This window comes from Hydrogenoanaerobacterium sp. (assembly GCF_032017025.1).
Lineage (GTDB): Bacteria > Bacillota > Clostridia > Oscillospirales > Ruminococcaceae > Hydrogenoanaerobacterium.
Map to the genome: position 1 here is coordinate 108,301 of NZ_DALZQO010000006.1, position 25,564 is coordinate 133,864.

The following is a 25,564-nucleotide window of genomic DNA, read 5'->3' on the forward strand; positions in this document are numbered from 1 at the left end:
CGCGCGGCAGAAAGGAAACTAATATGGATGTTATTCAATTAACAAGAGAACTCGGCAAAGCAATTCAGGAGGATGACGGCTACAAGCTGTTCACCGCTGCAAAAGACAAAGCAGACAACGATACCGAGCTCCAGGATCTCATTGGTAAATTTAATCTTAAGAGAATGGATATGAGCAATGCGGTCAGCTCACAAGACCCTGATCAGGAAAAGCTTGAGGCTCTCGATAAAGAACTCAAAGAGCTTTACGATACTGTAATGAAAAACCCAACCATGATCGAATTCAATGCGACCAAAAAAGCAGTGGACAGCATGATGAGCTTTATCAATCAAATTCTTACCGCAAGTGTTAACGGCGAAGACCCGTTTACGGTTGAGGAAGCATCTGAAGGGTGCAGCGGCAGCTGCGGTTCATGCGGCGGTTGCCACTAATAAAATGTTATAAGATAAAATAGCCGGGAGGAAATACAGTGGGAAAGCTTTCACCAATGATGGAGCAATATAACGACATCAAGAATAGGCACCAGGATCACATCCTGTTTTTCCGTCTGGGCGATTTTTATGAGATGTTTTTTGACGACGCTCTGCTCGCTTCAAAGGAACTGGAGTTAACGCTTACAGGCCGGGACTGCGGGCAGGAGGAACGTGCGCCTATGTGCGGCGTTCCTTACCACAGCGCCGAAGCATACATAGCCAGGCTTATTAAAAAAGGCTATAAGGTGGCCATCTGCGAGCAAATGGAAGACCCTGCACTGGCAAAAGGGCTGGTACAGCGCGATGTTATCCGCGTTATTACCCCGGGTACTATTGTGGAAACCAGTATGCTTGATGAAGGCACCAATAACTTTATTGCAAGCATTTTTTGCGATACCAAGGGGTTTGGCGCGTGCTTTACCGATATTTCGACGGGAGAAATCAACGCCACCGAGTACATAGGGCGCGACGCCCAGCAAAAGCTAATGAACGAATTGGGGCGTTTTTCCCCCATTGAGGTCATTTTTAATCAAAGCTTTCTTGACTACAAGCAGGTAACAGCCTTTATTAAAAACAAATTGGGTTGCTCTGCGAATCTCACCGATGACGATGAGCAGATCATTGCCACGGCACAGGGGATTATTCTCGGACACTTTAAACGAAAGACACTTTCCGAGCTCTCACTTGAGGACAAGCCTTATTGTGTAAATGCGGTGGCAATGCTGCTGCGTTACCTTGGAGATACCCAAAAAACAGGCTTAGAGCGTCTGCTCTCCATTGACTATTACAACGACAAACAATATATGAATTTGGATATCATTGCCCGCAGAAACTTGGAGCTTACCGAAACCATGCGTTCCGGTGAAAAAAGGGGCTCGCTTCTGTGGGTGTTGGATAAAACGAAAACAGCTATGGGTAAGCGTTTGCTGCGTACTTATCTTGAACAGCCGCTCATCAACCCCACCGCCATCAACAAACGTCTGAACGCGGTGGATGAATTGTATCAAAACAGCATTCAGCGCAGCGAGATTATTACAATGCTTGCTGGTATTTTTGATATGGAGCGCCTGATGACTAAGGTGGTATTCGGCAACTGTACCCCGCGCGATTTAAAATCGCTGGAATATACCGCAACCAAGCTTCCCGAGTTAAAAGAGTCTATCAGAGAATTCAAATCGGCTTATTTAACGCAGGTATATGAAGGTATTGACCTGCTCAACGATATTAACGACCTTATTCACAGAGCCATCAAGGAAGAACCGCCCATTACAATTAAAGATGGCGAGGTAATTGAAAAAGGTTACAACGAACAGCTTGACGGGCTTCGCGACATTGTATTTAACACCAAAGAATACCTAGCTAAAATTGAAGCAGAAGAACGTGAAAAAACCGGCATCTCCAAGTTGAAAATTGGCTATAACCGTGTTTTCGGCTACTACATAGAGATTACCCGCTCCAACTCCGAGAATGTGCCCGATCGTTATATCAGAAAACAAACACTTGCCAACAGCGAGCGTTTTATTACTGAGGAGTTAAAGATTCTCGAGGAGAAAATACTGGGTGCAAATGAAAAAATTGTTCGGTTGGAGCAGCAGCTTTTCGAAGAAGTTCGTGTTACTGTTGCCTCTCAACTGCACCGCGTACAGGCTACGGCTAATGCCATTGCACGCCTTGACGTATACGCCTCGTTTGCCGAAGCTTCAATGCTGTACGGGTACAATCGCCCCGATATTACCGTTTCGGACGAACTGCACATTAAGGATGGCAGGCACCCAGTGGTGGAGGCCTTGCTTTCGGGTGCACCGTTTGTCGCAAACGATTGCTTCCTCAATGGCACTGATAACCAGATCAACATTATCACAGGCCCGAATATGGCGGGTAAATCCACCTATATGCGCCAGGTGGCACTCATTGTACTCATGGCACAAATCGGTTGCTTTGTCCCTGCATCTGCAGCAAAAATCGGCATTGTAGACGGTATCTTTACTCGCGTCGGCGCCTCGGATGACCTTGCTTCAGGGCAGTCTACCTTTATGGTGGAAATGAACGAGGTGGCACAGATACTCAAAGGCGCCACAAACAAAAGTCTGCTCATTCTCGATGAAATCGGCAGGGGAACCTCTACCTTTGATGGCATGAGCATTGCCCGCGCTGTCATCGAGTTTATCGCAGATAAGAAAAAGGTTGGTGCAAAAACACTGTTCGCAACCCATTATCATGAGCTGACAGAGCTGGAGGATGAGTTGGAAGCGGTGAAGAATTACAATATTGCGGTAAAAAAACGCGGCGATGACATTACATTTTTGCGCAGAATTGTGCGCGGCGGTGCAGACGACAGCTACGGTATCGAGGTATCAAAGCTGGCTGGTATTCCTGATGCGATTATTACAAGAGCACATGAAATTTTAATAGCCCTTGAAAGCGGCAACTCTGTTTCATCAGCCGCCAAACGGCCAAAACAGAATTTGGATCAGTACGACAGCGGGCAAATTTCTCTGCTTTCGATTACCGACAGCCCTGTAATTGAAAAGCTAAAAGCAATCGATCTGAACACCTTAACGCCAATTGAGGCCTTAAACGCTTTATATCAACTGAAAAACATGTTATCCTAGTAACGAAGGAGGTGCGGGACAATGGGAGTTATTAATCTGCTGGAGCGGCATATCGCTGAGCTAATTGCGGCGGGCGAAGTCGTTGAGCGTCCCGCGTCTATCGTAAAAGAGGTTGTGGAGAATGCGATTGACGCAGGTGCCACAGCCATAACGGTTGAAATTAAAAACGGTGGCATGACGTTTATCCGTGTCACCGACAACGGTAGTGGAATTTACCGCGATGACGTAAAAAATGCGTTTTTAAGTCATGCAACAAGTAAAATTTGCACTGCGGATGACCTTGACGGAATTGTGACGATGGGCTTTCGCGGCGAGGCTCTTGCTTCTATTGCGGCGGTTGCCAAAGTAGAGCTGCTCACACGCCGCGAAGAGGAGCTGGAGGGCACTCGCTATGTGATTGAAGGCTCTGTAGAGCGAGAAAACAGCCCAGCAGGCTGCCCAAAGGGAACAACCATTATCATTCGTGATTTGTTCTATAACACCCCTGCACGACTTAAGTTTATTAAAAAAGATAGTTCAGAAGCAAATGCGGTGGCCGGGGTTTTAGATAAAATCGCGGTATCTTACCCTGAAATATCGTTTAAGCTTATCAAAGACGGTGAGCTCAAGCTGAACACTCCCGGCGACTGCAAGCTGCTTTCGGCGGTTTATGCCGTATTCGGCAGAGAGTTTGCCAAAGGGCTTACGGAGCTTCACTACAAAAACGGAGCACTTTCAATTGACGGGCTGGTATCCAAAACAGAACACAGCCGCGCAAACCGCTCTATGCAGAACTTTTTTATCAACAAACGCTTTGTCAAAAGCCGCACCTGTTCCGCAGCCCTTGAAGAAGCGTATAAAGGTGCGATTATGGTTGGCAAATTTCCTGCATGCATTTTAAATCTTACCATAGAACCCCATACGGTGGATGTAAACGTTCACCCCGCTAAAATAGAAGTGCGCTTTGAAAACGAAAAGATGATTTTTGATTTGGTGTACTTTGGAGTGAAAAATGCACTTGCTGCATTGAAAGCTCCGGAGATCACGGCAATACCCAAGCCCGCTCCTATAGATTACAGCCCTCAGCAGGAATTTATTCAACAACGAATGATCGCGCAGCAGTATCATGCGATGATGCAGTCGCAGGCAGAAAAAAATTGGAAGAACACCACAAACCGCCCTGTTTCGCATTCCGTAACTGTTAAAATGGATCAGAAGCCCGACAAAGCAATGGATATGCGAGATAACAACAATTTGTTTTCGGACTATTCAACCAAGTTCAGCCCTCCAGAACAGGAAAATAACGTGACAAGTCGAAAACCTTTACATACAACGAGCGAGCCACAGTGTAAAGAACCTGCTAAGTTAACAGCACAGCCGCCGGAGTCTCCATCCCTCTCAACTGCCGTTGCAGTAAGCTGTGATGAAGCCGGCCAATATGAGAGTGCGAGAATGGTGGGAGAAATATTCTCCACCTACATTTTGCTCGAAAATAAGGACAAGTTTCTCATCATTGACAAGCATGCGGCGCATGAACGAATCTTGTTCAACCGTATCAAAACCGAGCAGGCAGATCAGTTCAGCCAGACACTGCTCAGTCCGCAGGCAGTGCTGCTTTCACGCGATGAGTATGCTGTGGCAATTGAACACAAAGATGTTCTGGCACAGTGCGGCTTCGAAATAGAAGATTTTGGCGGCGGCTCGGTACTGGTGCGCAGTGCACCTATGTGGCTAGTAAGCAGCGATGTATCTGTGGTAGTCAGTGAGCTTTGCTCTAACCTTAAAAGCCATAAGCACGACATTACCCCTGAGTTTTTAGACGATCTCTACCACTCGGTGGCTTGCCGTACCGCTGTAAAAGGCGGGAATAAAAACGGTGAACTTGAGCTATCTGCCATTATCAAGCTATTGGAGGAAGACCCTTCCATTCAGCACTGTCCGCATGGCAGGCCGGTATGCGTCACCATGTCCAGATATGAGCTGGAAAAACAATTTGGCAGAGTATAACGGAGGAACACATGCACAGCAAAAAAATACCGTTGGTCTGTGTGATCGGGCCGACCGCATCGGGTAAAACCAAGCTTTCCGTAGAGCTTGCAAAGCTCTTTCGCGGTGAGGTGGTTTCTGCTGATTCTATGCAGATTTATCAATATATGACCATTGGCACAGCAAAACCCACCGCTGAGGAAATATGCGGTATTCCGCACCATTGTATCGACCTGATTACACCGGACAGCACATTCAGCGTAGCAGAATATGTAGAGCACGCAAGAGCCGCGATTACAGAGATTACCACCAGAGGAAAGTTACCGATATTGGCGGGAGGTACAGGGCTTTATGTCAGCAGCCTTGTTGATAACATTAAGTTTACACCAACCTCAAGTAGCGAGGCATTACGCTCAGAATTAAAGGCACTGGGCGAAGAGCATGGTAATGAGTATCTTTGGAAGATGCTACATGAGATAGATCCCGAGCTGGCGCAAACACTCCACCCGAACAACCAGGGCAGGGTAATTCGCGGCATAGAAATCTACCGCCTTACCAGCACCACTATGACAGAGCACCAGCGGCTGTCGCGCTTGCAAGAGTCCCCTTACGAGCTTTGTATGCTGGGGCTGAACTACAGCAATCGGCAAACCCTGTACGACCGCATTGATTTACGGGTAGATTTAATGCTGCAACACGGTCTTTTAGACGAGGTTCGCGCCTTGGCCGAAAGAGGATATTCCAAAACCTCGGTACAGGCAATCGGATATAAAGAGTTTTTTGATTATCTGGACGGCAAGATGTCGCTTCAGGAGGCTGCGGAGTGTGTCAAGCTGGAATCTCGCCGGTATGCCAAGCGGCAGCTCACCTGGTTTCGGAGGGACAAGCGTATTCACTGGTTGAATGTAGACGAATATGATAATTTTGATCAGCTTTTAGCGAAAGCGTCAAAGTTGATTCGCGAAATGATGGAAGGAGATTCACCATGATAAAAAGCGGAAACCTACAGGACATTTTTTTGAATCAGGCGAGAAAACAAAGAACACCGCTTACCGTTTATCTTACCAACGGTTTTCAGCTCAAAGGCATTGTTAAGGGCTTCGACAGTTTTACGGTGATTCTGGACTGCGAGGATAAACAAAACCTTGTTTACAAGCATGCTATTTCAACCATTATTCCTGCGCGGGCAATTGATATGACTATCTCGGATGAGGAAACGGATAACTAACCGTACCCATACAGATAGAACAGGAGAAAACCTATGGAAACCCTATCGGGCAAAATTTTAACCGTGCTGATGTCGCTTTTTCTGCTGCTATATGTGGGGTATCAAGGCTACCGATATTATTATTCACCCATCAAAACAGAAACTGTGCTTAGTTATACCGTACAAGATACAAAGCGAATAAAAGGGCTGATTGTGCGTGATGAGAACATAATCGATCAATCTACACCTGGTGTGGTGGCATATTATAACGATGACGGCGTAAAGGTAACCTATGGTACACCTGTGGCAGAGGTCTACGCAAACAAAGAAGATGTCATCAATAAGCGCCTGATTAAGGATTTGGATGAGGAGCTTAAAAAGCGTCAAAGCATTCAAAACCCTGGCAATAACTATTATCTGAATTCAGAGGCTATCTCAAAGCAGATCAACGAAAATCTATATGCGATTATTGAGAGCAACGAATCTCACAAACTGGCTGATATTTCTGTTCAAAAATCGGAGCTGATCACAAATCTAAACAAAAAGCAACTTGCAACGGGTGTTGTCAGTGATTTTTCCAATAAGATAAATGAGCTTCAAAGTGAAAAATCAAATCTTGAAAATTCAGTTTCGAGCAGATCTGAGATTATCACTGCAACTCAAGTCGGCTACTTTTCCAGCTATGTCGATGGTATGGAGCAGGTTTTGACTTTGGACACACTGGAATCGATTACCGTTGAACAGCTTCAAGGTTACTTGGGGCAGAAGTTCGAGCAAGACAATGCCAAAATAGGTAAAGTCATCAGCCAAAGGCCATGGTATTTTGTTGTAGCTGTCCCTAAGGATGAAGCCGTCAACATATATGAAGGCGTAAAACTGAACATTGATTTTGGCATTTCGTCCTTCGGCGATGTACCTGCAACCGTTACATCAATTCGCGCTGATGAAGGGGAAGATGAGGTTATTGTTGTCATGTCTTGCGACTATATGTCTCCGCAGCTTACCAGAATGCGCAATCCCTCGGCAGAGCTAAACTTTCAGGTTTATACCGGGCTGAAAATACCTGATCAAGCAGTACGTTTTGTCGATAATCGGCGCGGAGTATATGTGAACACAGGCAGTGAGATTCGCTTTAAAACGATTGATGTAATCTATGAGGGCACCGGCTATGTTTTAAGCAATATTGATGTTCTAAACAAAGAGCAAGTTCAATTGTTTGATGATATTGTAGTGGAAGGGACTGACATGACAGATGGAAAGCCTGTCAATTGAAGATAACCTTTTAAAGCAGAATATTGAGATGGTACGAGAACGTGTGCGCGTGGCCGCTGAGGCGAGTGGGCGCAGCCTGGAGGACATTACCATTCTGGCAGCGACCAAAATGCAGAATGTTACTACCATTAACCGCGCTATTTCGTATGGCATCACGCATATTGGTGAAAACCGAGTGCAAGAACTGGTAGCCAAGTATGATGGCTACGACAAGGTGCATGCCTCGGTGCAATTCATCGGTCATCTGCAGCTGAACAAAGTAAAGCATATCGTCGATAAAGTCGACATGATCCAATCGGTCGACAGCATAAAGCTTGCAGCAGAGATTGATAAGCGGTGCGCTAAAATAGGTAAGGTTATGGATATTTTAGTTCAGGTGAATATTGGAAGAGAAGAAAGCAAAGGCGGAGTTCTTATTGAGGATTTGCAGCAGCTGTTAATCGATGTATCTCATTTACAGCACGTTCGTGTACGCGGATTGATGACAATCCCGCCTATTTGTGAAAACATCGAACAATCAAAGCAATATTTTAGCAGTTTATACAAAGAGTTTCTTGACATTAGCCGTAAAAAATTAGATAATATCTATATGGATTTTCTTTCTATGGGTATGTCTGGTGACTACATTTGTGCAGTGGAATGCGGTGCTAATGTTATACGGGTTGGAACCTCCGTGTTTGGTTCCAGAAAAAAACAGGAGGACTGAATCTATGGGACTGATGGATAAATTCAAAGACTTCATGGGATTTCCAGAAGATGACTATGATTACGAGGAAGATGAGTATGATGTAGCTCCCAATAACGAAGCTTATCAATCTGCATCTCAATCTTCGTCAGCTGCCCCTGCCTATACTTCTGATGTGCCAAAACGCAACAACAAAGTGGTTAACATCCATGCAACAACACAGCTGCAGGTAGTTTTAGTAAAGCCAGAACGTTTTGAGGATGCAAGCTCTGTTGCAGATCATCTCAACGAAAAGCGCACGGTTGTACTTAACCTTGAATCCACCAATAAAGATATTTCGCGCCGTCTGATTGACTTTTTAAGTGGTGTTGCCTACGCCAACAATGGGCAGATTAAGCGCGTTGCAAATAGTACATACATCATTACCCCTTACAACGTCGACATTATGGGTGACCTGCTTGACGAACTTGAAAACAACGGAGTTTACTTCTGATTATGAACCTATCAAATCTGTCGGAAGACGAAAAATATTTTTTAGCTAAGGTGTCTGACGCTTTTCAAGCGGCGGACGCCAAAAGCTGTGTCAAAATGATAGGGTTTCTTGACGAAAGACAGCAAGAAATCGCGAAATCTTTTGCACAGCAGCATCATAAACATAATTATTATTTGTTTGGTGGGTACGCCAGCGCCTCCAGAAAGGTGCTTGGCGTCTTTCCTGATTATATCGATATAGAGCAGGAACCAACCGCATTGTTTGATAACATTGATCCTGTTACCCTGCGTTACCGCACCGAGGACAGTCTTTCACACCGTGATTTTTTAGGTGCACTGATGAATCTGAACATCTCACGGGAATCGATTGGAGACATTCTGGTGGGGCAGGGAATTGCAGTGTTGTTTGTGATGCACCCCGTAACACAGATTATTCTAGATGAGCTTTCTAAGGTCGGTAGAGTTGGGATACGGTGTGAAGCCGCATTACCTGAGGTTTTACCGCTCGAAGAACGCTTTCTTGAAATAAAAGATACCGTTAGCAGCCTTAGGCTGGATTGTATCGTATCCACTTTGACAAGACTAAGCAGAGAGAAAGCATCGGCATTGATTGGGCAGGGTCTTGTCAACCAAAACTATGAATGCATACAAAACAATTCTCATCCTGTGTGCGAAGGAGATAAAATCTCGATTCGCGGCTACGGTAAATTTATTGTGGCGCAGGTGGGAGGCATAACAAAAAAAGGGCGCATTCAGGTGCTTTGTAAAAAATATTTATAGGGGGATTCGTAATGTTAACTTCAAATGATATAGCAAACCGCAAATTTGAACGCGCTGCCATTGGCGGTTACCGCAACGACGATGTCGATAATTTTTTAAGTGAGGTAGCGCGCAGCTTTGATGAACTGGAGGAACAGAACAGTGTTCTCGCAAAGAAGCTGGAGGTTTTGGCTGAAAAGCTGGAGGAATACCGCAGCGATGAAGAGAGCCTGCGCTCTGCACTTTTAGGTGCACAAAAGCTTGGTGACAGTGTCATTCGTGAATCCAAAAACAAAGCAGAAATTATTATGCGTGATGCCACCATTAAGGCAGAGCGCTTAGTAAATACAGCCCACGATCAGGTGGAAAAAGAAAAGATGGTTTTGATTAAAATGCAGAAAGATGTTGCAGCATTTAAAAACAAACTGCTCGCCATCTACAAGCAGCATCTTGAAATTATCAGCAATCTCCCCGATGATCAGAATAAATCAGCATCTGCAAAACCAGAGGAAAAAGAACAAAAAGCAGATACCGCAAAAGAAGATGCTGTTGTTACCGAGCCGGTAAGGGAAGCGGAAAAGCCTGCAGCGCAGCCTGCACCTGCTGCTGCACCCAAAGATGCATCGGTTCAGCCAGAAGAGGTTTGTGAACCTATACAACCGCAACGTCCGCCTGTACCAAGGTTTTCTGTGGTGAAAAAGCACTCAGCACCTCATTATGAGGAGGACGATTTTGAAGAGCCTGCACCAAAGCCTAAAAAGTTTATTCCTATACCGTATCATGAAGATCTCGTGGAAGAAAGCAAAAAATCACCGTATGCCGAAGAGTATTATGAAGATTTTGAAGATGAGGATCAAGTAATAGATAGCTCCGGGTCAAAGAAGGAATCGAAATTTGGTACTTTAAAATTTGGCGCCGGCTATAGCCTAAACCGTGAATAATACCATACTGTGAGATATATAAAATATTAAGGAGAGAGTAATTAAATGTCTCAGGATTATAACCAGACCTTAAATCTGCCCAAAACAGATTTTTCAATGAGAGCAGCATTGCCCCAGCGTGAGCCCGATTGGCTTAAAACTTGGGAAGAAGATCGCCGCTACTACAAGATGATTGAAAAAAATGCAGATAAACCGCTGTATGTGCTGCATGATGGCCCTCCGTATGCAAATGGCGATATCCATCTTGGCACGGCACTCAACAAGGTGCTGAAAGATATTATCGTCAGAAGCAAAAACATGACGGGCTATAAGGCGCCTTATATTCCGGGCTGGGATACCCACGGCCTGCCAATCGAACTCAAAGCAAGAAAGAAAATCGGTGGCGATCAAACAAAGCTTTCGCCCGTAGAGCTTCGTAAGGGCTGCCGTGAATTCGCACTCAGCTATGTAGATTTGCAAAGAGATTCGTTTAAACGTCTGGGTTCCATCGGAGACTACGATCACCCTTATCTCTCTCTGCAGCCCGAGCTGGAGGCAAAGCAGATTCAGATTTTTGGTGAGATGGCAAAGAAGGGCTATATCTACAAAGGCTTAAAGCCTGTTTATTGGTGCCCTACCTGTAATACCGCTCTTGCAGAAGCAGAGATTGAGTATGAAGAGGATCCATGCCATTCGATCTATGTAAAATTTAATGTTGTAGACGATAAAGGCAAATTCTCTGCTATGGGCATTGATCCCTCCAAGGTCTATTTTGTAATTTGGACCACCACCACATGGACATTGCCCGGTAACCTGGCGATCTGTCTGGGCGGCGCGTACGAGTACAGCATTGTAAAGGTAGACGATGAATACTATGTGATTGCGACCGAGCTGCTTGCTTCCACCATGGCAACTGCCAAGATTGAAAGCTATGAAGTTGTTGGCGCTTTGGCGGGCAGTGAGCTTGAGCATATTACCTACAAGCATCCGTTCCTCGACCGTGTCTCTCCCATTATTCTCGGCGAGCATGTCACATTAGAGAGCGGTACAGGTTGTGTTCATACTGCCCCTGGTCACGGTGTCGAAGACTTTGAAGTGTGTGTTAATCACTATCCCGATATTCCCATTATTGTTCCGGTTGACAGCGAGGGTGTTCTCACGGAGGAAGCAGGACAGTTTGCCGGTCTTTCCACTACCGATGCCAACAAAACAATTGCACAGTATCTCGATAAAACCGGTTCCTTGTTTGCGTTGCAGAAGATTGTTCATCAGTATCCGCACTGCTGGCGTTGCCATAGCCCAATTTTGTTCCGTGCAACCGAGCAATGGTTCTGTTCCGTTGAAGATTTTAAAGAGCAGACCATTGAGGCGATTAACAAGGTTGAGTGGATTCCTGAATGGGGAGAGGGCAGAATCGTTAACATGGTTCGCGATAGAAGCGACTGGTGCATCTCGCGTCAGCGTGTTTGGGGTGTACCTATCCCAATTTTCTATTGTGATGATTGCGGCAAATTTGTCGTAAACGATGAGAGCATCAACGCGGTTTCCGAGCTATTTGCGGCAGAGGGCTCTGATGCATGGTATCAAAAATCAGCGGCAGAAATTTTGCCGGATGGATTTACCTGCCCGCATTGTGGCGGTAAGAAATTCACCAAAGAGAAAGATATCATGGATGTCTGGTTTGATTCCGGCATTACACATGCTGCAGTTCTTACTGGCCGTGGCGACCTTACACATTGGCCGGCTGACCTGTACCTTGAGGGTGCTGATCAGTATCGCGGCTGGTTCCAGTCATCTCTGCTGACTGCGGTTGCTTGGAAAGGCACCGCGCCCTATAAAGCAGTTTGCACCCATGGTTGGGTGGTTGATGGCGAGGGTAAAAAGCAGTCTAAATCGCTTGGAAATGGAATTTTGCCGGAGGAAATTATCAAAGAATACGGCGCAGATATTCTGCGTTTGTGGGTTGCTTCCTCCGATTATCATGCCGATATCAGAATTTCAAAAGAGATTTTGAAACAGCTTTCCGAGCAATACCGTAAAATCCGCAATACCGCAAGATATATCCTCGGAAACGTTTATGATTTTAACATCGATACCGATAGCGTCTCTTTTGCCGACATGGCTGAACTGGATAAGTGGGCAATTGTACAGTTTAATGCACTTACCGAAAAGGTTAAGGATGCCTATCAGAAATTTGATTTCCATGTTGCGTTCCATGCAGTGCACAATTTCTGCACCATTGATATGTCAAACTTCTACCTCGATGTAATCAAAGACAGACTTTACTGTGAAGCTACAACCAGTAAAGAAAGACGCTCCGCACAGACTGCGATCTATACAATTCTCAGCGGTCTTACCAGACTGATTGCTCCCATTATTCCGTTTACCGCAGAGGAAATCTGGGGTTCTATGAAGCACGGTAAGGACGAGGACGCAGCATCGGTTATGTATAACCAGATGCCGGAGCACTTTGATGTCAACGTAACAGAGGAGTTCATGGAGAAATGGAACAAAATCCATGCAGTACGTGATGATGTCAACAAAGCACTGGAACAAAAGCGCAATGCCAAAGAAATTGGAAAATCTCTTGAGGCTAAGGTTGTTCTGCACTGCGATGGTGAATTGTATGATTTCCTGTCCTCTGTTCGAGATGAACTGGCAACCGCATTTATCGTTTCCAGTGTTGAGCTTGTGAAAGATTTGCAGGGCGAGTTTGTGAGCGAAGTTGAGGGGCTTAAAATTTCTGTAACACTTGCAGAGGGCGAAAAATGTGAGCGTTGCTGGATTTATAGTGAAACTGTCGGTAAATGTGCCGAACATCCTGCACTATGTGCACGCTGTGCTTCTGTACTCAAATAAGTACCTTGTATTTGCGGTGTGTCGCGCTGACCCACCGCAAATTTTGGTTCAAGCTGTTTAAGTAGTTTTATACCATACAACTTAAGCTCCCGGAAGCGATTGGAGGAAAAACAGTGGTAATTATCGCTTTGATTTCCGCACTTGTTTTAATTGGCGTGGATCAGGCAATCAAACTATGGGCACTGGACGTGCTGACAAAAGTGGAGACCATTCCGCTGATACAAGATGTGTTGCACCTGACCTATGTTGAAAATTACGGTGCAGCATTCAATATTCTACAAGATAAAAAATGGTTTCTGATTGGCGTAACCTCTTTGGTTGCACTTGCAGCAATCGTACTATTGCTCTCGAAAAAACTAAAGAGCAACTTGGCAATCTGGTCGGTCGCGCTTATTATCGCGGGTGGTGTTGGTAATCTTATTGACCGTATTGGGCGCGGTTTTGTGGTTGATTACATCGACTTCAGGCTAATTAACTTTGCTATATTCAATTTTGCCGATTGTTGCGTGGTTATCGGTACTGTTCTACTGGCAACCTACATCTTATTCTTTGAGGGTAAAGACAAACAGCGGCTGGAAGTACAGAAACATGCGCAAGAGAATGGGGAAGATCATGCTGAATAAGCTTCAGTTTGAAATACCGATGGAGGATGCCACTGTTCGTATAGATAAATGGATCGCAGGGCATGCACCGGGCATCACACGCACTGCAGCTCAGCGCTTGTGTGACGAGAACATGGTGCTTGTTTGTGGCAAGGCTGTAGGCAAAAATTATAAACTGCGGCCAGGTGATATGCTTGAAGTCACGATTCCTGCTCCGCAAGAGCTCGATATTGCTCCGCAGGATATTCCCTTGGAAATCATCTATCAAGACAGTGATCTTTTGGTTGTCAATAAGCCGAAAGGTATGGTGGTTCACCCAGCCGCAGGAAATTATGATGGAACCATGGTAAATGCATTGCTTCACCACTGCAAGGGCGACCTCTCCGGCATCAATGGAGTGATTCGCCCCGGCATTGTGCATCGCATTGATAAAAATACGAGCGGATTGCTGATTGTAGCAAAGAATGATAAGGCTCATACCGCTCTGGCAGCGCAGATAAAGGCACATACCTTTACACGTATTTATGAGACTGTTGTATATGGAAATGTCAAACAAGATAGCGGAACAATCGATGCGCCGATTGGCAGACACCCTACCAACCGTAAAAAAATGTGCGTAATCGAAAAGAATTCCCGCAATGCAGTAACGCACTTTGAAGTACTGGCGCGTTACAATGGTTTTACGCATTTACTCTGTCGCCTTGAAACAGGAAGAACTCATCAGATTAGGGTGCACCTCGCATACATCGGGCATCCTGTAGCAGGTGATGAGGTTTACGGACCCAAAAAGGTGATAAAATCTTTGGAGGGTCAGTGCCTGCATGCGAGGGTAATTGGGTTTATCCATCCGACAACGGGCGAATATCTCGAGTTTACATCTGATCTTCCTAATTATTTTATAGATTTTCTAAATACTTTAAGACAGTGAGGTGGTTCTCAAATTGGAACAAAGGTTTAAGGACATCCTATTGGTTTCGGATATTGACGGAACCATTTCCCCCAAATTCGGTGTAATTCCTCAACGCAATATCGATGCGATCAAACGTTTTCAGGCTCAGGGCGGGCATTTTACAGTTGCAACAGGGAGACACCTCGAGCTGGCGCAGCAGTTTGTGCAGCTCTTCGATATTCGTGCGCCGCTCATTTTGGTCAACGGCTCCTGCATCTATGATTTAGAAAAGCAGGAATTTACATACAATGAATATCTGCCACAAACAGCTGCTGACTATTTAAGGCATTTTATGAAACATTCTAAGCTCGCGAATATCCGTATTATGGGCGGAGATGAGAAGATGTACTCGGTTTATACTCGTGCAGATATTGATACCAACAGTCCTGATTTCATGAAATATTATATCGATTTTACATCAATAGAAAAACTGCAGTCTATGGAATGGCGCAAAGCTCTGTTGATTACTACAAAAGAAGACGCCTCCGAATTCCGTGCATACGCTGACAGTCTGGAAATTTCTGATGTTGACTTTGTAGCCTCAAGTGAGTTATATTATGAAATGGTTCCCAAAGGAATATCAAAAGGGAATGGCATTAAAAAAATAGCCAAACAGCTAGGCATTGACATGAAAAATGTTGTTGCTGTTGGGGACTATAATAATGATCTGGATATGCTGCGTGTTGTAGGGCTGGGAATTGCCCCCGAAAACGCGATTGACGAAGCAAAGGCTATTGCCAAGCTTGTTGTGTGCCACGCTAAGGATGGCGTTTTAGGCGACGTTGTAGAATATTTGGAAGATTACTTTGCGGGTAAATAATTTAAGATATATGGAGGACAGAAAATGAATGATTTGAAGAAACAAGAGCTGAAAATAGCCGCTTGTAAAATCAGAATGGGCGCCATTACGGGCGTATATCACGCAAAATCCGGTCATCCCGGAGGTTCTTTGTCTGCCGCAGACATCTATACTTATCTTTACTTTCATGAGATGAATGTAGATGCTAAGAACCCTAAAATGGAAGGGAGAGACCGCTTCGTATTATCCAAAGGTCACTGCTGCCCGGGGTTATATGCAACTTTAGCACTCAAAGGTTATTTCCCGATGGATGAGATGAAAAGCCTGCGCCATATTGGTGCAATGTTGCAGGGTCACCCCGATATGAAGGGGACTCCCGGTATTGATATGAGCTCCGGCTCGTTAGGGCAGGGGATTTCAGCTGCATGCGGCATGGCAAAATCGGCCAAAATGGATGGGAAAAACTTTAGAGTTTATACTTTGCTGGGCGACGGTGAGTGCGAAGAAGGACAGGTTTGGGAGGCCGCAATGTTTGCAGGCTTTAACAAGCTGGATAACCTTTGTGTAATTGTAGATAACAACGGCCTGCAAATTGATGGACCGATTGCAGAAATATGCAACCCAGAGCCTCTTGATGAGAAATTTGCCGCATTCGGTTTTGAAGTTATTATGGTAAACGGCCATAACTTTGATGAATTGGATGTAGCGTTTGTAAAGGCGAGAGAAACCAAAGGCAAGCCTACTGCAATTATTGCAAAAACCGTAAAAGGTAAGGATGTTTCCTTTATGGAGAACCAGGTTGGCTGGCATGGTGCAGCTCCCAACGCTGAGCAGTATGAGACTGCTATGAATGAATTGAATCAGGTACTTTCCGGATTGGAGGGCAAATAATATGGCAGAAGTAATGAAAAAAGCAACCCGTGAAAGCTTTGGTATGGCTGTAACCGCTTTGGCTGAAAAAAATACCGATATTGTTGTTTTGGATGCAGACCTTGCGGAGGCAACCAAAACTGTTATGTTTAAAAAGAAATTCCCCGAACGTTTTGTAGACTGCGGCATTGCAGAATGCAATATGATTGGTGTAGCCGCCGGTATGGCAACCTGTGGTAAAATTCCATTTGCAGCATCCTTTGCAATGTTTTCGGCTGGGCGTGCTTTTGAGCAGGTTCGCAACTCGGTGGGCTATCCGAAGCTGAATGTTAAAATTGTAGGCTCGCATGCCGGTATCTCGGTAGGTGAGGACGGTGCAACTCATCAGTGCTGTGAGGATATTGCCTTGATGAGAACTATCCCCGGCATGGTTGTTTTAAATCCTGCGGACCATTATGAGATGGCTGCCGCGGTAGAGGCTGCTGCAGAGCACCATGGCCCGGTTTACATTCGCCTTGGTCGTTTGGCTGTAGAGAGCTTTAATGACCCTGATAACGGATATAAATTTGAGCTGGGCAAGGGTATAACTCTGCGTGACGGTAAAGACATTACGATTGTAGCAACCGGTTTGATGGTTTCCGAGGCTTTGAAGGCGGTTAAGGTTTTGGAGCAAGAGGGAATTGACGCAAGGCTGATTAACATCCATACCATTAAACCGATTGACCGCGAGATAATCATCAAAGCGGCAAAAGAGACAGGGAAGATTGTGACTGTTGAAGAACATAACATCATTGGTGGATTGGGCGAAGCTGTTTCAAGCGTTTTGTGCGAAGAATGCCCTGTACCTGTTACCAAAATTGGTGTTAACGATTGCTTTGGTCATTCCGGCCCGGCGGCCGACCTGCTCAAAGAGTTTGGGCTCAGTGCAGAAAACATTACTGCAACTGTCAAAAAAGTACTGAATAAATAAGATTTTAAAAAGGCACTGGGGAATTAATCCTCAGTGCCTTCTTTTTTTGAAGATACCTTTCGCTGTTTAACACCCGATAATGGATTTTTCTTTGCGGCTTCTTCCAATTGCTTACTGGAGACATGGGTGTAAATCTCGGTGGTGCCTAGGTTTTCATGTCCCAGCATATCCTGCAGCAAGCGAATATCCACGCCGCCATGCTGATACATCAGAGTTGCCGCAGTATGCCGTAATTTATGTGTGGAATAGCCTTTACCGCTTAAACCCGCTGTTTTTAGGCACTGGTCCACAATTTGTTCTACACGCCGGTTACTGATTCTACGCCCTTGCTTTGAAATAAAAAGGGCATTTTTATCAGTAGTCTGTACTACAGGGCGCACCTGCTTATAGGCTGCAATTGCATCCAGGCAAGCTTGATTCAAATACAAAATTCGCTCTTTATTTCCTTTACCGGTAACTTTTAGCGTATTATTATCCTTAATATCAGCCAGATTGATTCCCACCAACTCGGAAAGCCGCATTCCACAGTTTAAAAAAAGCGTAATAATACAATAGTCACGTGCTTGATCCTTACCATCAATATGAGTAAGCAATTCGAGGCTTTCTTCCAGCGATAAGTACTTCGGCAAACTCCTTTTAAAAGACGGTATTTCAAGATCCAATACAGGGTTTTCTTCAAACAAATTTGCCTTTGTTGTCAGATATTTATAAAATGAGCGAAGAGAAGACACCTTACGAGAACGAGTTTTTGCACTGTTTTCACGGTCGGATAAAGCGTAGTTTAAAAACTCATAAATATCGGATAGAGTTATTTGTTTGATAATATCTATCGTTATATCCGCAATTTTAATGTCTGTATCAACCGTCTTTTTATCGACTAAGCCTTTATGTCGTTTTATAAACCGCAAAAATGTACGAAGATCTATGTAATACGCCTCGACCGTGCGCGATGAGCGACCCTTGATCGTTTCCATATAAAACAAGAAATCTCTCAGATACTGAGGGCAGTCATTTAAAATGTTAGTATTCATGTCAATTCCATCATCCTTAATTTTATGCTACAATATAGTGCTTTTCTAAACGTACCTGCTTTGCACCCCCTCTAATTTCGCTAAATTTTAATTTAGCGAAATTAGAGGGGGTTTCTTCCAGTATATCACACACTATCTATATACGCAAGTATTTTATTTAACTGCCTCTCGATTTTAGCACGAGCGATATTGTTTAGATATTTCATATAATGCACAGGTACGATAAGGTAAAATTTCAATGCAGTAATTCCACTATCAAATAAAACTGATCTTAAATCGAAATTTTTACTTACTCATATCGCAGTGCATCCACCGGTCTCAAATTTGCTGCAACCCATGATGGATAAACACCAAAAATAACACCAGAAACCACTGCAAAAATAATAGTCAAGCCTATCATTGGCAGATTAAGCAACATTTTAATTCCAAATAAAACACAGCCCGTTACCGCAAGTAAAACACCAACAATTGTTCCCATAATACTTCCAATCATTGAAATTGTAAATGCTTCTGTAAGGAATTCATACATAATAATTCCACGGTTAGCACCAATCGATTTCTTAATACCAATTTCGCGTGTACGTTCATTGACACTAACCAGCATGACAGTCATGATTCCAAGGCCTGCCACAACCAGTGAAATACCTGCAATAGCAGATAGTATGGTTGCGACAATGTTCATAAGATTATTTAATTTATCCTTTTGCCGGGCAACATTTTCAATGTTATACCCACCTTTCGTTCGGTTTGCAACCTCAAGACCTCGCAGAATATCATTTGCTGTCTGATCGATTATGGTGCTGTCTTGTACCTTTACGGCTATTTGATCAAAATTAGAGCGGCCTAACAGGCGCTGCATCGTTGTATATGGTACATAAACGAACATCGGAAGATATTCCCCAATCAAATTTTGCATTGCATTTCCGCCAGACGCTACTACACCAACTACCGTAAAATCCTCATAGCTTCCTCCAATCAAAAGCCTCATTTGTTTACCAACTATATTTTCCCTTCCATAAAATCCTTTTGCAGTATTGGCATCAACCAGGCAATAATTGCTGCCCGACGCGATGTCACTGCGCGTGAATAAATGCCCATAGCTTGGGCTTATTGAAATAATTTGATTTGCACCGGCATCAATCCCCCATATTGCTACATTGGCTGCAAGCCCACGCATAGAGAGGCTCGAATATTCCATCATAATTGGAATAGCACTCTCCACTTGACTGATGCTGTTGATAGCTGCAAGGTCAGATTGCTTTAATTTGATGTCTTTACGCTGCTTATTAACACTGATTGACAAAGACCCTATACCAAGGTTGCTCAGTTCTTCGTTGATTGCATACTTCCCTACGTCGCCGATGGTCGAGATCAAAACAACGGAAGCAACTCCAATGGCGATGCTGGATATAGTGAGAATAGTACGAAACTTTTTGCGCCCCAGATTTCGAAGCGCACACTTAACATATTCTCTCACGTAACAGCACCTCCTTGAGTAACCGCGTAGGCAATTTTATCTTCATCCTCTACATTATCCGGATTAACCACTACGCATTCACCTTGCTTCAAGCCATTTACGACCTCAACCGAATTGATGAGCTCCATCCCTGTTTCAATATATCTTTTCTGCAAGCGATTCTGATGATAAACATAAACGTATTCGCGGTTATCCTGCTGCTGCTGTACGGCCTCATAGGGGATGGTAAACATCTCTCTATTGGGCTGTATAGCAATGACAGCTTTTGTAGAATATCCTGGCTTGAGCTTTCCATCCGCATTTTGAATGGAAAGCTCAATATCTACAATGGTCTGTTGTACCGTTCCACTTATAATTCTGCGCGCTGTAGGATAGATTCGTGATACTGTTGCATAGTAACGTTCGCCTCCAAAACCTATTCCGGTTAAAATGGCCTCATTACCTATCTGTATCTGTGCGATATCGGCCTCATTTACCGAAACGCGTGCCGCATACGCTCTGTCGTCGCTCACCACAAGCACAGGTTTTTGTGTCGTTGTCAACACGTCGGTTTGCAGATTGATTGCTGTAACAATACCATTCATTGGTGCAGAGATCTCATTTGGAATAAACCCTGCATTGTTTTGCTGTACGGCTGCATTTTTATATTGTCCCATCACGGATTGGATATCTCCCTGCGAAAACCCATATTGCGCAGCCAGATTATTTATGTCGACGTTTGAGGAGGGATCCTCATCAAGATCGGTTGCTGTAGCCCCGCCGGACAATACTGTTTTTGTAAGTTTGGTATCAATTGCAGCCAGTTTTTGTCCTTTGTATACTCGGTCACCAATCTCAACATTAATTTGGCTTGCGATTACGGGTGTCTCCAGATAAATTTCTTTAACGCTCTTCTCAATAATTTCCCCGTTACAATGGATCGTATTTTGATATGTTTGAGATTTTACAGGGGCTATGTCCACCCTTGTTACCGAGGTTAAAATCATTGTAGGTATAAACGCAATGGACAAGACGAAAAATATGGTTACTGCAGATAGTGCAATTTTCAATCTCATAAGCAGCATTCCTTTCTAATATCTTCACAAGACTTATTTTGTCATAGAACAGCCAGTTTATGAGAAGAAAAGAAAGTTTTGCAACTATCATTTGAAAGGGGTATATTTTCAATGTTGATGATTCCATGTGATCGAAATTGCCGAAATCAGCAAGACGGATACTGCTGTCTGGAGGGCATCACCAGTGTGACCAATCCCCGCGAAATAACGGAACAGGGATGCCTGTACTTTGTGCGTGCTGCCTCCCCTGCTTTTCAGAATCAGCCCATAGCAAGACATACCAATTTACAAAAAAAACCGTCCGTCAAGAGTGACGGACGGTTTGATTAGAGTGTAACATAAGAGAAAGCTTCACCGATGGAGCGAATACCAATAATTTCGATGTCGTATTTTGTTTTGTCGAGCCCTTTCAGACAAGTCTTGGGTAGAATACAGCGCTCAAAGCCCATGCGCTGTGCCTCCTTAATACGCTGCTCTACCCCTGTAACAGCACGCAATTCGCCTGCAAGCCCAATCTCTCCAAATGCGATGACATTGTCGCTCACGGGCTTATCCAGCAGGCTGGAGACCAATGCAAGTGCCACCGGAAGATCAACTGCCGGCTCGTCGAGTTTTAAGCCACCTACCACATTGATGTAAGCATCCAGGTTCCCAAAAAAATATCCGCCGCGCTTTTCCAAAACAGCAATGAGGAGTGCGGCACGGTTGTAATCGAAACCAGTGGACATTCTGCGCGGAACACCAAAGTTTGATTTGCTTACCAATGCCTGTATCTCTGCAAGAATCGGTCGTGACCCCTCCATAACACACACAACGCAGGTACCCGAAACACCGCTTGGCTTACCGGAAAGCAGCATCATGGAAGGGTTTTCTACTTCGCGCAGCCCGGTATCGCACATTTCGAACACACCAATTTCATTGGTCGAGCCATAGCGGTTTTTCACAGCGCGCAGAATACGGTAAAATAAATTTCGCTCACCCTCAAAATACAACACCGTGTCCACAATGTGTTCCAACACCTTAGGCCCTGCAATCGCACCATCCTTATTGACGTGCCCTACAATAAAGATTGAAACATTCTCATTCTTAGCAAGGCGCGCGAGAATCTGTGTACACTCCTTTACCTGTGACACACTGCCGCAACTGGAGCTGACGGTTGAGGCCACCATGGTTTGAATCGAGTCCACAATTACTACATCGGGCTTATTTGCCTGTATGGCACTCACAACATATTCGATATCTGTGTGTGCCATTAGCAGCAGGTTGTCTGTGGTGACACCCAAACGGTTTGCACGCAGCTTCACCTGTGCCCTGCTCTCCTCACCTGAAATGTACAGTACCTTGAGCCGCTCGCAAAGATATTGGCACATCTGCAAAAGGATGGTGGATTTACCGATACCGGGATCACCGCCCAACAGTACCAGGCTGCCTCGTACAATACCGCCGCCTAATACTCGGTCAAATTCATTGAGCCCCGTCTTATATCGCTGTTCCTCACTTGAATCTACCTCGTTTAAGCCCGAAACATAGGCTGCGTCGTATTGCACCGAAAGCATGAGTTGCTGCTTGCTCGCAATTGCAGCTTTTACAGGTGCCCGTGTTTCTTCTGCAAAGCTGTTCCATTCTCCGCACTCGGGGCATTTTCCGTACCATTTCGGTGATTCGAACCCGCAATTATTGCATACAAATACTGTTTTAATTTTTCCTGCCATATGTACGTCCTCCTGCGGCAGAAGCCGCTATGTCTAGTCCTCCGCAAGCCCTGTGGCTCCATTTTCCAAATAACTCATTAACCCTGTGTAAACTGTAAAAGCCACCTTCTGCTGATATTCTTCGGTTGAAAGCAGTTCGGCCTCCTGCGGGTTGGATAAAAAGCCGCATTCAACCAGTACTGCCGGGCAAGTTGCATGGTGAAGAATATAAAGATTCTTCTGAGCGGGCTTGGTCTCCCGTTCATTTTCGGGCTGCAGCAACGTTTTAAACTGCGTGCGCAGGGTCTCCGCAAGGATCTTTCCCTCTGCGTTATTGGTACTATAAAAAATTTGAGCGCCGTAATATTTGCTCTGTTCAAAGCGGTTCTGATGAATACTGACAAAGATTGAATTCGGTGTCTCTTCGGCAATTTTAAGCCGATTTTGGATATCTGATACCTTTTGCCGACGTATTGTGGTGTACTGCGGGTCATGAATTGAAATATCCGTCTCTCGTGTCATCACCGTATTATAACCGCTCGCTTTGAGCATGGTATTCAGTGTAATCGCTATGGAAAGATTGATATCCTTCTCAATTTCTTTATGGATACCAACTGCTCCCCCATCCACACCGCCATGTCCTGCATCAATTACAATGGTTGGTAATGTTGTAACAGTAGCAATTACCGGCTTTGCTTTATCCAGCTCCAACATTATTCCATAAGCAATCGACAGCCCTAAAAACGACAATATCAAAGTTACTAATAGAAATTTTTTCTTTACAGTATTCATCCCGCATCACCCCGATAAAAGGCTATGCGAAACCCTGTCACTGATATGCATGATGGTTATTATTATACTCTAAAAGACTTCTATAGTAAACAAAAACCCTCTGCTGCTGGCAGAGGGTAAAATACAATCTAGGCTTGAATCAAACTTTTGTTACGCCATTTTCCACTTTTCCAGCGTATCAAAAAAATAGCGGCACGAATGCATTCATCCATTGCCATGGAAATCCAGATACCAACCAACCCCATATTAAGCACTACGCCAAACAAGAATGAACCGCCTACCGCAACAATCCATTGGCATACAACACCGATAAGCGTAGGGTACCGAATATCTCCTGTACCCTGCAGAGCACGTACCAGAACTATATTGACTGCACGGCCCATTTCAAGCACAACCTCTATTCCCATAATCATTCTGCCAAGTGCAATAACCTCCTGGTTGTCGGTAAGTAGCCCAAAGATAAATCCGCTGAACAAAAATAAGGTTGCAGAAATTGCAATCGATATCATAACCGCAGATTTTAGCGTTTTGCGTACACCGTTGTAGGCTTCATCCAACATTTTTGCACCGATGAAATAGCCTACGACAATCTGCTGCGCCTGCCCGATAGCAGAAGCATATAGGTATGATAGCATTGCAAACATGCCGGCGTATACCTTGGTGTTGATTGATACGGTACCAAAGGTGTTGGCAAAGCTCATAATGACAATTTGTGAAAAATTATAGGAGAGTGATTCGCCGCCAGACGGCAGCCCAATGGCAAGCAGCGATTTTAGCTGTCTGATAGGAAATGGCTTCAGATGCCGCAGTGCAATTTTAATAGGTGATTTTCTGAGAAAAATCACTACGATTAAAATAACACCAATAAACCGGCTGATGTTGCTTGAAACTGCAGCCCCCACAACACCTAATTTCGGAATCAGGATAGCATTGCCTATAATATTAAGTAAATTGATTACCACAGAAATGTACATCGATTCTTTCATCCATGCATTGCTGCGAAAAATAGCCGAGAAGGTTAAAAAAATTGCCTGTAAAGAGATAAACCCACCAATCACGCTAATGTATTGGCTTGACTCCCGCATAAGTTCGGCCGGTACATGCATCCATCGAAAAAGTGGTTCATTAAAGCCAACCAGAACAATACTCACCACAAGACTAAAAGCAAGGTTCAAAACAATTGCAATGGTATAGGTTTCAGCCACTCGCTGATAGCTGTTTGACCCAAGATACTGTGAAACTAAAATTGTGGTAGCCATACTGATGACACTAAAGGTAAGCAACAGTACATTCATAATTTGATTGGCGTTACCAATAGCACCAACTGCATTTTGCGAAAAACGGCTTACCATAATCTGATCCATATTGCCTACCAGCATTTGCAATGTAAGTTCGATAAAGATAGGCCATGTAAGTTTTAACATTGCATGTCTATCGTTATATTGTTGCAAATCATTCATGTAATTTTCCCCAAATCAATTTAGTATTTTTTATTCAGCTTATCTAAAGTATATCATGCCACTGTAATTGTCAAGGGGTTTACAAGCATAATGAAATAGATAAAAAAAGAAATGAACACAAAGTGTCCATCTCTTTTTTGGAGGCGCCACCCGGAATCGGACCGGGGATAAAGGTTTTGCAGACCTCTGCCTTACCGCTTGGCTATGGCGCCATACCTTATTATAGATGAAAAGGCACTTAGCTGTTACTAAATGCCCTATCATTTTTTATGGAGCGGGTTACGAGGTTCGAACTCGCTACCTCCACCTTGGCAAGGTGGCGCTCTACCAAATGAGCTAAACCCGCAAATGGTGCCTTCGGTCGGAATCGAACCAACGACACGAGGATTTTCAGTCCTCTGCTCTACCAACTGAGCTACAAAGGCATATCGCTTAAGGCAAAGAAATTGGCGACCTGGATGGGGCTCGAACCCACGACCTCTAGCGTGACAGGCTAGCGTTCTAACCAACTGAACTACCAGGCCAAATGTGGTGGGAACAACAGGGCTCGAACCTGTGACCCTCTGCTTGTAAGGCAGATGCTCTCCCAGCTGAGCTATGCTCCCACATCATTTTGTTTCCTTG

General features: G+C 44.5%; 22 protein-coding genes and 5 tRNA genes. 16 read left to right on the top strand and 11 right to left on the bottom strand.

Going from position 1 to position 25,564, the window contains the following annotated elements; genetic code table 11:
• Positions 1-23 precede the first annotated feature (23 nt).
• The 16 genes from RTV33_RS05665 to RTV33_RS05740 all read left to right on the top strand — a co-directional run bounded on the left by RTV33_RS05665 (position 24) and on the right by RTV33_RS05740 (position 17,434).
• Positions 24-431: a YlbF family regulator gene (locus RTV33_RS05665; protein ID WP_312642428.1), complete on the top strand. Its 408-nt coding sequence runs from the start codon at positions 24-26 to the stop codon at positions 429-431.
• 38 nt (positions 432-469) lie between these two features.
• Positions 470-3,085, top strand: a complete 2,616-nt coding sequence (mutS, locus tag RTV33_RS05670) for a DNA mismatch repair protein MutS (RefSeq protein WP_312642429.1) — start codon at positions 470-472, stop codon at positions 3,083-3,085.
• 21 nt (positions 3,086-3,106) lie between these two features.
• Positions 3,107-5,071, top strand: coding sequence for a DNA mismatch repair endonuclease MutL (gene mutL / locus RTV33_RS05675; protein ID WP_312642431.1), 1,965 nt, complete (start codon positions 3,107-3,109; stop codon positions 5,069-5,071).
• An 11-nt stretch (positions 5,072-5,082) separates the two neighbouring features.
• Entirely contained in the window at positions 5,083-6,039 is a 957-nt protein-coding gene (gene miaA, locus RTV33_RS05680; protein ID WP_312642433.1) for a tRNA (adenosine(37)-N6)-dimethylallyltransferase MiaA, read from the top strand.
• Positions 6,036-6,278: an RNA chaperone Hfq gene (hfq, locus tag RTV33_RS05685; protein WP_312642435.1), complete on the top strand. Its 243-nt coding sequence runs from the start codon at positions 6,036-6,038 to the stop codon at positions 6,276-6,278. Before miaA ends, hfq begins: the two co-directional genes overlap by 4 nt.
• 33 nt (positions 6,279-6,311) lie before the next feature.
• Positions 6,312-7,529, top strand: a complete 1,218-nt coding sequence (locus tag RTV33_RS05690; protein WP_312642437.1) for an HlyD family efflux transporter periplasmic adaptor subunit — start codon at positions 6,312-6,314, stop codon at positions 7,527-7,529.
• Entirely contained in the window at positions 7,510-8,235 is a 726-nt protein-coding gene (locus tag RTV33_RS05695) for a YggS family pyridoxal phosphate-dependent enzyme (RefSeq protein ID WP_312642439.1), read from the top strand. The genes RTV33_RS05690 and RTV33_RS05695 overlap by 20 nt, the downstream gene beginning before the upstream one ends.
• A 4-nt stretch (positions 8,236-8,239) precedes the next feature.
• On the top strand, positions 8,240-8,707 hold the full coding sequence (locus tag RTV33_RS05700; RefSeq protein WP_312642440.1) for a cell division protein SepF: 468 nt from the start codon (positions 8,240-8,242) through the stop codon (positions 8,705-8,707).
• A 2-nt stretch (positions 8,708-8,709) separates the two neighbouring features.
• The gene (locus RTV33_RS05705; protein ID WP_312642441.1) at positions 8,710-9,486 is read left to right on the top strand and encodes a YlmH/Sll1252 family protein; all 777 of its coding nucleotides are present in this window, start codon (positions 8,710-8,712) and stop codon (positions 9,484-9,486) included.
• An 11-nt stretch (positions 9,487-9,497) separates the two neighbouring features.
• Entirely contained in the window at positions 9,498-10,406 is a 909-nt protein-coding gene (locus RTV33_RS05710) for a DivIVA domain-containing protein (RefSeq protein ID WP_312642443.1), read from the top strand.
• Positions 10,407-10,451: 45 nt separating this feature from the next.
• Complete coding sequence (ileS, locus tag RTV33_RS05715; RefSeq protein ID WP_312642445.1) at positions 10,452-13,244, top strand: isoleucine--tRNA ligase; 2,793 nt, start codon at positions 10,452-10,454, stop codon at positions 13,242-13,244.
• A gap of 113 nt (positions 13,245-13,357) precedes the next feature.
• A complete protein-coding gene (gene lspA / locus RTV33_RS05720; RefSeq protein ID WP_312642447.1) occupies positions 13,358-13,867 on the top strand; it encodes a signal peptidase II in 510 nt (169 codons plus the stop codon).
• Positions 13,857-14,774, top strand: coding sequence for an RluA family pseudouridine synthase (locus tag RTV33_RS05725; RefSeq protein ID WP_312642449.1), 918 nt, complete (start codon positions 13,857-13,859; stop codon positions 14,772-14,774). The genes lspA and RTV33_RS05725 overlap by 11 nt, the downstream gene beginning before the upstream one ends.
• A 13-nt stretch (positions 14,775-14,787) precedes the next feature.
• A complete protein-coding gene (locus RTV33_RS05730; protein WP_312642451.1) occupies positions 14,788-15,615 on the top strand; it encodes an HAD family hydrolase in 828 nt (275 codons plus the stop codon).
• A gap of 24 nt (positions 15,616-15,639) precedes the next feature.
• Complete coding sequence (locus RTV33_RS05735; protein ID WP_312642453.1) at positions 15,640-16,485, top strand: transketolase; 846 nt, start codon at positions 15,640-15,642, stop codon at positions 16,483-16,485.
• Position 16,486: 1 nt separating this feature from the next.
• Positions 16,487-17,434 carry a transketolase family protein gene (locus RTV33_RS05740; protein WP_312642455.1) on the top strand — a complete coding sequence of 316 codons (948 nt, stop codon included), beginning with the start codon at positions 16,487-16,489 and terminating at the stop codon, positions 17,432-17,434.
• Between the two features lie 23 nt (positions 17,435-17,457).
• Here RTV33_RS05740 and RTV33_RS05745 read toward each other — a convergent pair whose 3' ends face one another.
• The 11 genes from RTV33_RS05745 to RTV33_RS05795 form a co-directional block, all read right to left on the bottom strand.
• Positions 17,458-18,465, bottom strand: a complete 1,008-nt coding sequence (locus tag RTV33_RS05745; protein ID WP_312642457.1) for a tyrosine recombinase XerC — start codon at positions 18,463-18,465, stop codon at positions 17,458-17,460.
• A 289-nt stretch (positions 18,466-18,754) separates the two neighbouring features.
• Positions 18,755-19,942, bottom strand: coding sequence for an ABC transporter permease (locus RTV33_RS05750; RefSeq protein WP_312642459.1), 1,188 nt, complete (start codon positions 19,940-19,942; stop codon positions 18,755-18,757).
• Positions 19,939-20,997: an efflux RND transporter periplasmic adaptor subunit gene (locus RTV33_RS05755; RefSeq protein ID WP_312642461.1), complete on the bottom strand. Its 1,059-nt coding sequence runs from the start codon at positions 20,995-20,997 to the stop codon at positions 19,939-19,941. The genes RTV33_RS05750 and RTV33_RS05755 overlap by 4 nt, the downstream gene beginning before the upstream one ends.
• Before the next feature lie 326 nt (positions 20,998-21,323).
• Positions 21,324-22,709 carry a DNA repair protein RadA gene (gene radA, locus RTV33_RS05760; protein ID WP_312642463.1) on the bottom strand — a complete coding sequence of 462 codons (1,386 nt, stop codon included), beginning with the start codon at positions 22,707-22,709 and terminating at the stop codon, positions 21,324-21,326.
• A gap of 33 nt (positions 22,710-22,742) precedes the next feature.
• Complete coding sequence (locus tag RTV33_RS05765) at positions 22,743-23,480, bottom strand: N-acetylmuramoyl-L-alanine amidase (RefSeq protein ID WP_312642464.1); 738 nt, start codon at positions 23,478-23,480, stop codon at positions 22,743-22,745.
• Positions 23,481-23,608: 128 nt separating this feature from the next.
• Positions 23,609-24,940: an MATE family efflux transporter gene (locus tag RTV33_RS05770; protein WP_312642466.1), complete on the bottom strand. Its 1,332-nt coding sequence runs from the start codon at positions 24,938-24,940 to the stop codon at positions 23,609-23,611.
• A gap of 138 nt (positions 24,941-25,078) precedes the next feature.
• Positions 25,079-25,152, bottom strand: a tRNA-Cys gene (locus RTV33_RS05775).
• A gap of 58 nt (positions 25,153-25,210) precedes the next feature.
• Positions 25,211-25,286 (bottom strand) — tRNA-Gly (locus RTV33_RS05780).
• 3 nt (positions 25,287-25,289) lie between these two features.
• A tRNA-Phe gene (locus RTV33_RS05785) sits at positions 25,290-25,365 on the bottom strand.
• Between the two features lie 22 nt (positions 25,366-25,387).
• Positions 25,388-25,464: transfer RNA gene (locus tag RTV33_RS05790), tRNA-Asp, on the bottom strand.
• A gap of 5 nt (positions 25,465-25,469) precedes the next feature.
• Positions 25,470-25,545, bottom strand: a tRNA-Val gene (locus tag RTV33_RS05795).
• Between the last annotated feature and the right edge of the window lie 19 nt (positions 25,546-25,564).

Bases quoted from the DNA above. Each gene is read 5' to 3' on its own strand.
- RTV33_RS05665 (WP_312642428.1), top strand. From the start codon at position 24: ATGGATGTTATTCAATTAACAAGAGAACTCGGCAAAGCAATTCAGGAG.
- mutL (WP_312642431.1), top strand. From the start codon at position 3,107: ATGGGAGTTATTAATCTGCTGGAGCGGCATATCGCTGAGCTAATTGCG.
- miaA (WP_312642433.1), top strand. From the start codon at position 5,083: ATGCACAGCAAAAAAATACCGTTGGTCTGTGTGATCGGGCCGACCGCA.
- hfq (WP_312642435.1), top strand. From the start codon at position 6,036: ATGATAAAAAGCGGAAACCTACAGGACATTTTTTTGAATCAGGCGAGA.
- RTV33_RS05690 (WP_312642437.1), top strand. From the start codon at position 6,312: ATGGAAACCCTATCGGGCAAAATTTTAACCGTGCTGATGTCGCTTTTT.
- RTV33_RS05695 (WP_312642439.1), top strand. From the start codon at position 7,510: ATGGAAAGCCTGTCAATTGAAGATAACCTTTTAAAGCAGAATATTGAG.
- RTV33_RS05700 (WP_312642440.1), top strand. From the start codon at position 8,240: ATGGGACTGATGGATAAATTCAAAGACTTCATGGGATTTCCAGAAGAT.
- RTV33_RS05705 (WP_312642441.1), top strand. From the start codon at position 8,710: ATGAACCTATCAAATCTGTCGGAAGACGAAAAATATTTTTTAGCTAAG.
- RTV33_RS05710 (WP_312642443.1), top strand. From the start codon at position 9,498: ATGTTAACTTCAAATGATATAGCAAACCGCAAATTTGAACGCGCTGCC.
- ileS (WP_312642445.1), top strand. From the start codon at position 10,452: ATGTCTCAGGATTATAACCAGACCTTAAATCTGCCCAAAACAGATTTT.
- RTV33_RS05725 (WP_312642449.1), top strand. From the start codon at position 13,857: ATGCTGAATAAGCTTCAGTTTGAAATACCGATGGAGGATGCCACTGTT.
- RTV33_RS05735 (WP_312642453.1), top strand. From the start codon at position 15,640: ATGAATGATTTGAAGAAACAAGAGCTGAAAATAGCCGCTTGTAAAATC.
- RTV33_RS05740 (WP_312642455.1), top strand. From the start codon at position 16,487: ATGGCAGAAGTAATGAAAAAAGCAACCCGTGAAAGCTTTGGTATGGCT.
- RTV33_RS05745 (WP_312642457.1), bottom strand. From the start codon at position 18,465: ATGAATACTAACATTTTAAATGACTGCCCTCAGTATCTGAGAGATTTC.
- RTV33_RS05755 (WP_312642461.1), bottom strand. From the start codon at position 20,997: ATGAGATTGAAAATTGCACTATCTGCAGTAACCATATTTTTCGTCTTG.
- radA (WP_312642463.1), bottom strand. From the start codon at position 22,709: ATGGCAGGAAAAATTAAAACAGTATTTGTATGCAATAATTGCGGGTTC.
- RTV33_RS05765 (WP_312642464.1), bottom strand. From the start codon at position 23,480: ATGAATACTGTAAAGAAAAAATTTCTATTAGTAACTTTGATATTGTCG.
- RTV33_RS05770 (WP_312642466.1), bottom strand. From the start codon at position 24,940: ATGAATGATTTGCAACAATATAACGATAGACATGCAATGTTAAAACTT.